The sequence below is a fragment of the Actinosynnema sp. NPDC037264 genome (assembly GCF_055603705.1).
In genome coordinates this window covers 120,721-129,128 of record NZ_JBVJVK010000013.1, presented here as the reverse complement: position 1 = coordinate 129,128, position 8,408 = coordinate 120,721, and the positions used below count along the sequence as shown (strand labels likewise).

Sequence of the window (8,408 nt, the reverse complement as noted above, 5' to 3'; positions counted from 1 at the left end):
ACGCCCCCCCCCCCCCCCCCCCCCCCCCCCCCCCCCCCCCCCCCCCCTCCCCCGCCCCCCCCCCCCCCCCCCCCCCCCCCGGCGTCGGTCGTGTGCACGGCCGTCATCCGATCGTCATCCGGCCAGGGTCTTCGACAAGGCCGCATTGGCGTCGGACGTGGCCTGGTCCAGCGGCTTCGCGCCGGTCAGGTACGCCGTCAGCATGTCCTTCAGCGGGTTCTGGCCCGCCTCGACCGCAGCCCACGACGGGGTGGTCGGGGTGACCTTGCCGTTCGGGGCGGACTCGGCCAGCGCCTTGCCGATCGGGGTGGTGGCCAGCTTGGCCGTGTCGGTCGAGGTGCCGGGCACCGCGCCGCCCTCGGCCAGCATGTCCTGGTACTTCTTGGACGACAGCAGCTTCAGGTACTCCTTGGCCAGGTCGGCGTTCTTGCTGCCGGCCGGGATGGCGAGGTTCGAGCCGCCGAGGAACACCGGGGCGGTCTTGCCCGCGGTCTTCGACGGGATGGCGAACGCCGAGGTCTTCTCCTTCAGGTCGGCGTTGGCCTTGACCGCGCCCGCGAGCTCCCACGGCAGGCCGATCATCATGCCGACCTTGCCCGTGGCGAACACCTCCATCTGCTGCGGGGTGGCCTCGTCCGCGTCCTTCGGCGCCTTGGTGCCGGAGGTGTCGACCAGCTTCTTGTAGAACTCCAGGCCGGCCTTGGCCTGCGGGGTGTCGAGCGCGCCCGCCCAGGCGGAGCCCTGCGGCTTGGCCACGTCGCCGCCCTCGTCCCAGATCAGGGACAGCAGCACGTACCAGGACTGGCCCGGCAGGTAGAGGGGCTGGAAGTCGGGGTCGGCCGCGTTGGCCGTCTTCAGCTTCTCGATCGCGGCGATCCACTCGTCACGCGACTTCGGCGCGGCGGTGATGCCCGCGGCCTCGAACAGGTCGGTCCGGTAGATGACCGTGCGGTTCGCGGCGTAGAACGGCAGGCCGTACTTCTTGCCGTCCCAGGTCAGCGAGTCCTCCAGGCCGCCCAGCCACTGGTCGCCGTTGAGGCCGGCGGCGTCCGCGCTGAGGTCGGTCAGCGTCTCCTCGGCCGCGAACTTCGCCGTCTGGGTGTTGCCCAGTTCGATGACGTCCGGCGGGTTGTTGCTGGTCAGCGCGGTGGTCAGCTTCTCCTGGATGCCGTTCCACTTCTGGATCTCGTACTTGACGGTCACGCCGGGGTGCGAGTCCTGGAACTCCTTGTTCAGCGCGTCGGTCAGGGTGGTCGGCGCCGAGCCGTCCATCAACCACACCGTCAGCGTCTTGGGTTCTCCGGAGTTTCCGCTGCCGCCGTCGGAGCTCGTGCCACATCCGGCCACGGCCACCGCGAGTGCGGCGGCACCTACGGCCAGTCCTCTCCAGCCCTTCACGTTGTGCGCCCTTTCCCCATGCCCCGATCCCACGACCGGAACTCCAAAGTGGTGTAGACCAATGCGGCCTAGAGTGTGCCTCGCCACAGGGCATGTCAAGGCCGTTGCTGGACCGTTGCAAAGTCATCGGATCATTTTCTTGGCGCTTGTCGGGGGTTCGGGCGCACGATCCGACGAGGACAAGGCATCCTGTGTCTGGGAGCGCTGGCAAGGTCGGCTGGCAAGGGGCGAGGAGGAAGGCATGCTCGAGACGAGCCCTGCGACTGGCGTGGACGCCAGGACTCGCGCGCAGCGCGAGCCGAAGTACTGGGGACTCAAGCGGCATCTGCTCGACCTCCTGCGCGCGTTGCCGCCCGGATCGCCGATCCCGACGGAACGTTCGCTGGCGGCGGAGTTCGACGTGTCGCGCACGACGGTGCGGCAAGCGCTTGCCGAACTGACCGTGGAGGGTCGGTTGCTGCGCGTGCAGGGCAAGGGCACGTTCGCCGCGGAACCCAAGGTGGCGCAACGGCTTCAGCTGTCGTCGTACACAGAGGACATGAAGGCGCAGGGCAGGCAGCCGTCGTCGCGGTTGATCGAGGCGTCGGAGATGCCCGCCGAGGCCGAGCTGGCCAGGCTGCTCGGCGTGCGGGCGGGCGCGAAGGTGCTCCGGCTGCACCGGCTGCGGCTGGCCGACGGCGAGCCGATGGCGATCGAGACCACGCACCTGGCCCTGGGCCGGTTCCGCGGCCTGCGGCGCTACCTCGCGCCGGGCGCGTCGCTGTACCAGGTGCTGCGGGAGCGGTTCGGGGTCGAGATGGGGCACGCGGAGGAGACCATCGAGACCGCGCTGGCGTCGCCGGAGGAGGCGGAGCTGCTGGGGGCCGACATCGGCCTGCCGATGCTGCTGCTGTCGCGGCACTCGTTCGACACGGAGGGCAACCCGGTGGAGTGGGTGCGCTCGGTGTACCGGGGTGATCGCTACAAGTTCGTCGCCACCCTGAACCGTCCCGCGGGCTGAGCCCGTGCCGCCGCCCGGTCGCGAGGCGTGACCGGGCGGCGTCCAGTGGCAAGCGGGTGGCGTTGACTCGAAGCATGATCGACGCCGCGCGTAAGGTCCTCGGTTTCCGCAGGTCAGAGGCCTTTGGTTCGATCCCGGTGCTTACGGAAGCGCAAGCGCGATCTTGAGTGCCTCATTGAGCGCGGCGAGCGTCCGTGGGCTCAGTGCACCGCCCGCGCGCACGAGCTCGTCCTGACCCAACCGCGTACCCCGCCCAGGGGGACCCCCGTTCTTCATCCTGCCGGCGGCCACCGACGGTTCCGGGTGCTCCGGGTCGGCCTGTGGACAACTCCGAGAGCAGAATGGATCTGTGGCGGAAACTGTGGTGTGGGGCACGGGCCGGGCGAAGGCCGTGCTGGCGACGACCATCCTCGGGTCGGGCATGGCGATGCTCGACAGCACGATCGTCAACGTCGCGCTGCCCCGCATCGGCGCCGAGCTCGAAGCCTCCGTGGCCGGCCTCCAGTGGATCCTCGACGGCTACCTCCTGGCCCTGGCCTCGCTGATCCTGATCGCGGGCTCGCTGGGCGACCGGTACGGCCGCCGCCGGGTCTTCACCTTCGGCGTGCTCTGGTTCGGCGCCGCCTCCCTGCTCTGCGGCCTCGCGCCGACCACCGAACTGCTCGTCGTCGCACGCGTGCTCCAAGGCATCGGCGGCGCGCTGCTCACCCCCGGTTCGCTCGCCATCCTCCAATCGGTGTTCGCCCGTGCCGACCGCGGCCGGGCGATCGGCGCCTGGTCCGGCCTGTCCGGCGTCGCCACGGCGATCGGGCCGCTGCTCGGCGGCCTGCTGGTGCAGGCCTGGTCGTGGCGGCTCGCGTTCCTGATCAACCTGCCCATCGCGGCGCTGTGCGTGTGGCTCGCCCGCCGCCACGTGCCCGAATCCCGCGACGAGGCCCTCACCGGCCGCCCGAACATCGGCGAGTCGGTCGTCGGCGCGATCGGCCTCGCGGGCATCACCGGCGCGCTGGTCGAGGCGCCGGTCCGGGGCGCCGACGCGCTCGTGGTCACCGCCGGGGTGGTCGGTGTTGCCGGCTTGGTGGTGTTCGTCGTGCTGCAACGCCGGGGCGCCGACCCGCTGGTGCCGCCCCAGCTGTTCGCCAACCGCACGTTCGTGCTGTCCAACGCCCTGACGTTCCTCGTCTACGCGGCCCTGGGCGGGGTGATGGTGCTGATGGTCCTGCAACTGCAGGTCTCACTGCACTACTCGCCGACGGCGTCCGGCCTGGCCAGCGTGCCCATCACGCTGATCCTGCTCGCCCTGTCCGCACGCTCCGGCGCGCTCGCCCAGCGGATCGGGCCACGCGCCCAACTCGTCGGAGGACCGGTCCTGATCGGCGTCGGCATGCTGATGCTGCGCTGGGTCGAGCCCGGCGCGGGCTACTGGACCGGCGTGCTGCCCGGCCTGCTGGTGTTCGGCTTCGGCCTGGCGGCCGTGGTCGCGCCGGTGACGGCGACCGTGCTGGCCGCCGCACCCGACCGGTACGCGGGGGTCGCCTCGGGCGTGAACAACGCCGTCGCCCGCACCGGCAGCCTGGTCGCGGTGGCCGTGCTGCCGGCCGTGGCGGGCCTGACCGGCGCCCAGTACGCCGACCCGACCGCGCTCACCGAGGGCTGGCAGACGGCCCTGCTGGTGTGCGCGGTCGCGTCGATCGTCGGCGGGCTGATGGCCGTCGGCGTGGACAACCGCGTCCTGGAGCCGACGCCCGAAGTGCCCGAGTGCCACAGCTGCGGCGTCGACGGCCCGCCCGCCCGCGTGCCCGACTGACTCAGAGGTACCGGGCGAACACCTCGGGGTCGACGTTCCCGCCGGACAGCACGGCCACGGTCGGACCCGAGGACGGCCGCGCGAGGTGCGCGGCCACGGTCACCGCGCCGCTGGGCTCCACCACCAGCCGCGCCCGCCGGGCCAGCACGCCGACCGCCTCGCCGATCTGCTCCTCGGACACCGTCACGATGTCGTCCACGTAGGCGCGCAGGTGCTCGAAGGTCAGCTCGGACGGCTCGGCGCGCAGCCCGTCGGCGATCGTCCGGGCCCGGTCGCCCGCCGGCCACCGGACCAGCGTGCCGACCCGCAGCGACTCGGCCGCGTCACCGGCCAGCTCCGGCTCCACCCCGATCACCCGCGTGGACGGGCTCAGCGCCTTCACCGCCGCGGCCACGCCCGAGATCAGCCCGCCGCCGCTGACCGGCACGAGCACCGTCGCCACGTCCGGCTTCTCGGTGATCACCTCGAGCCCGACCGTGCCCTGACCGGCGATGACGTCCGCGTGGTCGAACGGCGGGATCAGCGTCGCGCCCCGTTCCGCGACCAGTTCGGCGGCCCGCGCCTCCCGCAGCGCCATCGGCACCTGGACGACCTCGGCGCCGTGCGAGAGGGTCGCGTCGACCTTGACCCGCGGGGTGTCGTCCGGCACGACGATCACCGCGGGCACGCCGAACAGCTTCGCCGCGTAGGCGACGGCCTGGGCGTGGTTCCCGCTGGAGTAGGCGACGACGCCGCGCGCCCGCACGTCCTCGGTCAGCCGCGCCAGCGCGTTGTACGCGCCGCGGATCTTGAAGGCGCCGACCGGTTGCAGGCTCTCCGGCTTGAGCCACAACCCGTCGTCGAACCGCAGCAGGGGAGTGCGGACCGCCGCGCCCTCGATGCGGTCGGCGGCGGCCCGGATGTCGGAGATGGTGACGAGTCCCATGCGTCGATCCTCACCCCTGCGGCGGTGTGACGAGTACACGGGTCGTTACCGGAACTCCTCCTGCTTCACCCGCCCGGGGCAACAACATTCACACGTCCGTGGCTGGCTTAACCGAATCGCTTACTTCTGGCAAAACCGCCCGAATCGGTGATCGACTCACTACCTTGAGTGAGAGTTAACTGTCAAACGCTACACAGCGCAGTCACGTCGGCGTGTCCTGTGACACACTTCGCCCTCGGATGGCTCGGGCCGTAACAGGTTACGGAGTCATAACGTCGCTCGAACGGGTGAGTACTGGTCGGTAGAGATCGGGAGGAGTGCCATGCGAGACACGCGAGCGCCGTCCTTGCCGTGCGCTTCGCCGAGCTCGGGCCCGACCGCCGACTCACCGACTCGAACCCGGGCGACGACACGGGCGAGAAGTAAAGGGGTGGGGCGACCCCTGCCGCCGCCCCACCACCCGTCCCCCTAGAGCCCCCGAGAGCGGTCCCTGCAACCAGGCTCTCGGGTTCCCTGCACCCGAAGATGAGGGAGACGCCTAATGAACCGCACGAGTGCGGTCCGCCTTGCCACGGCCGTCCTGCTGGCCACCGGCACGGCTACAGCTCTCAGCGTACCGGCCATCGCGGCACCCGCCGCCCCCTATGGCGCAAGCCCGGCCGACACGGAGAGCTACCCCGCCGAGTTGCTCCAAGCGGCGCAACGTGACCTCGGCCTGACCGCCGAACAGGTCACCGCCCGTTTGGCGAGTGACACCCGGGCGGGTGAGGTCGAGTCCGCGGCGCGGTCCGCGGTCGGCAGCGCCTACGCGGGCTCGTGGATCAACGGGGCGACCGGCAAGCTGGTGGTCGCGGTGACCGACTCGGCGAAGGCGGGCGCGGCCCGTGCCGCGGGCGCCGACGCCAAGTACGTCGCCTTCTCCCACCAGCAGCTGGCCGGCGCGAAGTCGACGATCGACACCCTGTCGGCGCCGTCGTCGATCACCGGCTGGCGGGTCGACGAGCAGACGAACTCGGTCGTCGTCGAGGTCAACCGCTTCCAGCGGGACGCGGCGGCGGAGGCGTTCCTGGCCTCGGCCAAGTCGGTCAGCCCGGCGGTCCGGGTGGTCGAGGTCGACCAGAGCCCGACCACCCTGTACGACACCCGCGGCGGCGACGCGTACTACATCGGCAGCGGCCGGTGCTCGGTCGGCTTCGCGGTCAGCGGCGGTTTCGTGACGGCGGGTCACTGCGGTCGGGTCGGCAACGCCACGACCGGCTACAACCGCGTCTCGCAGGGCTCGTTCGCGGGCTCGTCCTTCCCGGGCAACGACTACGCCTGGGTGCGGACGAACTCCAGCTGGACCTCGCGTCCGTGGGTCAACCGCTACAACGGCTCCAACGTCACCGTGACCGGCTCCACCTCGGCGGCGATCGGCGCGGCGATCTGCCGTTCCGGCTCGACCACCGGCTGGCGCTGCGGCACCGTCCAGGCCAAGAACCAGACGGTGAACTACGCGCAGGGCGCCGTGTACGGCATGACCCGCACGAACGCCTGCGCCGAGCCCGGTGACTCGGGCGGTTCGTGGGTCGCGGGCTCCGGCTACAGCCAGGCCCAGGGTGTGACCTCCGGCGGTTCGGGCAACTGCTCCTCCGGCGGCACGACCTTCTTCCAGCCGGTCGGCGAGATCCTCAGCGCCTACGGCTTGAGCCTGACCCGCGGCTGACCTCGCGGACACAGGCGCGCGGTCGTCCCTGTGGGCCGCGCACCGCTTGGCGAACGCCCCCGGGCCGACGGCTCGGGGGCGTTCCGCGTCCGGGCCCGACCGGCTCGGGGGCGTTCCGCGTCCGCTCAGGAGAACTGCACGGACCGCTTGGACAGCCCGTACCAGAAGCCGTCGACGGTGGTCGTGGCCTCCTGCGCGGCGCTCGCCCCCAGCGACACGAACAGCGGCGCGAAGTGCTCGGTGCGCGGGTGGGCCACGCCGGCGGCGGGAGCCTTGCGCCGGAAGTCCAGCAACGCGTCCACGTCGCCGTCGGCCAGCGCCCGGCCCGCCCAGTCGTCGAACTCGGCCGACCACGACGGCGGCCGGTGGTCGGGGGCCGCGGACAGGTCTACGCAGCTCAGGTTGTGCGTCATGAACCCGCTGCCCACGATCAGCACGCCCTGCTCGCGCAGCGGGGCCAGCCGGCGGCCGACGTCGAACAGGTCGCGCGGGTCGAGGCTGGGCAGGGACATCTGCAACACCGGGACGTCCGCCTCGGGGAACATCTCCTTCAGCGGCACGTACGCGCCGTGGTCCAGCCCGCGCCGTTCGTCGTGCGCGACTGGGCGGTCGAGCAGCCCGATGACCTCGCGGGCCAGGTCGGGCGCGCCCGGCGCGGCGTAGGTGACCTCGTAGTACCGCCGGGGGAAGCCCCAGAAGTCGTACGTGAGCGGCACGGTCGTCGTCGCGCCCAGCGTGAGCGGGTCGTTCTCCCAGTGCGCCGAGACGACGAGGATCGACGCGGGGCGCGGCAGCCCCGCCGACCACGACCTCAGCTCGCCGGTCCACCGCTCGTCGTCGGCCAGCGGGGGCGCCCCGTGGCCCAGGTACAGCACAGGCATCACGCGGACTACTGTACGCCCTTTAGTTGAAGCTTCAACCAAGAGGCGGCGGTGCGGGGGTCCTCGGCCTCCGTGACGGCGCGCACGACCACGACCCGCTCCGCGCCCGCCTCCAGCACCTGCGGCAGCCGGTCGGCGTCGATGCCGCCGATGGCGAACCACGGCCGGTCGGTCGTGCCCGCCGTGGCGCGCACCAGGTCGAGGCCCGGCGCGGGACGGCCCGGCTTGGTCGGCGTCGGCCAGCACGGCCCGGTGCAGAAGTAGTCCACCCCCGGCTCGACGGCCGCCGCCCGCGCCTGCCCCACGTCGTGCGTGGAGCGGCCGATCACCACGTCGTCCCCGACGACCCGGCGCGCGAGCGGCACCGGCAGGTCGTCCTGGCCCAGGTGCAGCACGTCGGCGTCCACGGCGAGCGCCACGTCCGCCCGGTCGTTCACCGCGAGCAGCGCGCCGTGCCGCGCGCACGCCTCGGCGAGCACCTCCAGCGCCGCGATCTCCTGCTTGGCTTCGAGGCCCTTGTCCCGCAACTGCACGATGTCGACGCCACCGGCGAGCGCGGCGTCCGCGAACTCGGCGAGGTCGGGCCGCGCGGGCGTGCAGAGGTAGAGCCGTGCGTCGGCGAGCCGCCGCCTGATCCGCGTTCCGTCGAGTCCTGGCACGGGCGGCACGGTAACCGCCGGCGCGTTCCGTGC

At 72.1% G+C, this 8,408-nt stretch carries 7 protein-coding genes; 3 read left to right on the top strand and 4 right to left on the bottom strand.

Annotated elements, in window-relative coordinates:
• Window positions 1-114: 114 nt before the first annotated feature.
• A complete protein-coding gene (locus tag ACZ7GX_RS17480; protein ID WP_498777764.1) occupies window positions 115-1,398 on the bottom strand; it encodes a sugar ABC transporter substrate-binding protein in 1,284 nt (427 codons plus the stop codon).
• Window positions 1,399-1,639: 241 nt separating this feature from the next.
• Between ACZ7GX_RS17480 and ACZ7GX_RS17475 the strand changes: the two genes are divergently transcribed.
• Complete coding sequence (locus ACZ7GX_RS17475; RefSeq protein ID WP_230569723.1) at window positions 1,640-2,398, top strand: GntR family transcriptional regulator; 759 nt, start codon at window positions 1,640-1,642, stop codon at window positions 2,396-2,398.
• A 349-nt stretch (window positions 2,399-2,747) separates the two neighbouring features.
• Window positions 2,748-4,205, top strand: coding sequence for an MFS transporter (locus tag ACZ7GX_RS17470; RefSeq protein WP_498777762.1), 1,458 nt, complete (start codon window positions 2,748-2,750; stop codon window positions 4,203-4,205).
• A 1-nt stretch (window position 4,206) separates the two neighbouring features.
• Here ACZ7GX_RS17470 and ACZ7GX_RS17465 read toward each other — a convergent pair whose 3' ends face one another.
• Window positions 4,207-5,130: a threonine ammonia-lyase gene (locus tag ACZ7GX_RS17465; RefSeq protein ID WP_498777760.1), complete on the bottom strand. Its 924-nt coding sequence runs from the start codon at window positions 5,128-5,130 to the stop codon at window positions 4,207-4,209.
• 541 nt (window positions 5,131-5,671) lie between these two features.
• Between ACZ7GX_RS17465 and ACZ7GX_RS17460 the strand changes: the two genes are divergently transcribed.
• Window positions 5,672-6,835: a S1 family peptidase gene (locus ACZ7GX_RS17460; protein ID WP_498777758.1), complete on the top strand. Its 1,164-nt coding sequence runs from the start codon at window positions 5,672-5,674 to the stop codon at window positions 6,833-6,835.
• A gap of 125 nt (window positions 6,836-6,960) precedes the next feature.
• Here the strand turns inward: ACZ7GX_RS17460 and ACZ7GX_RS17455 are convergent, their stop codons facing one another.
• Together ACZ7GX_RS17455 and thiE are read right to left on the bottom strand one after the other, a co-directional pair.
• Complete coding sequence (locus ACZ7GX_RS17455) at window positions 6,961-7,716, bottom strand: dioxygenase family protein (protein WP_498777888.1); 756 nt, start codon at window positions 7,714-7,716, stop codon at window positions 6,961-6,963.
• Between the two features lie 8 nt (window positions 7,717-7,724).
• The gene (thiE, locus tag ACZ7GX_RS17450; RefSeq protein WP_498777756.1) at window positions 7,725-8,375 is read right to left on the bottom strand and encodes a thiamine phosphate synthase; all 651 of its coding nucleotides are present in this window, start codon (window positions 8,373-8,375) and stop codon (window positions 7,725-7,727) included.
• Between the last annotated feature and the right edge of the window lie 33 nt (window positions 8,376-8,408).

Coding starts and splice junctions, on each gene's coding strand:
- ACZ7GX_RS17475 (WP_230569723.1), top strand. CDS start 1,640: ATGCTCGAGACGAGCCCTGCGACTGGCGTGGACGCCAGGACTCGCGCG.
- ACZ7GX_RS17465 (WP_498777760.1), bottom strand. CDS start 5,130: ATGGGACTCGTCACCATCTCCGACATCCGGGCCGCCGCCGACCGCATC.
- ACZ7GX_RS17460 (WP_498777758.1), top strand. CDS start 5,672: ATGAACCGCACGAGTGCGGTCCGCCTTGCCACGGCCGTCCTGCTGGCC.
- ACZ7GX_RS17455 (WP_498777888.1), bottom strand. CDS start 7,716: ATGCCTGTGCTGTACCTGGGCCACGGGGCGCCCCCGCTGGCCGACGAC.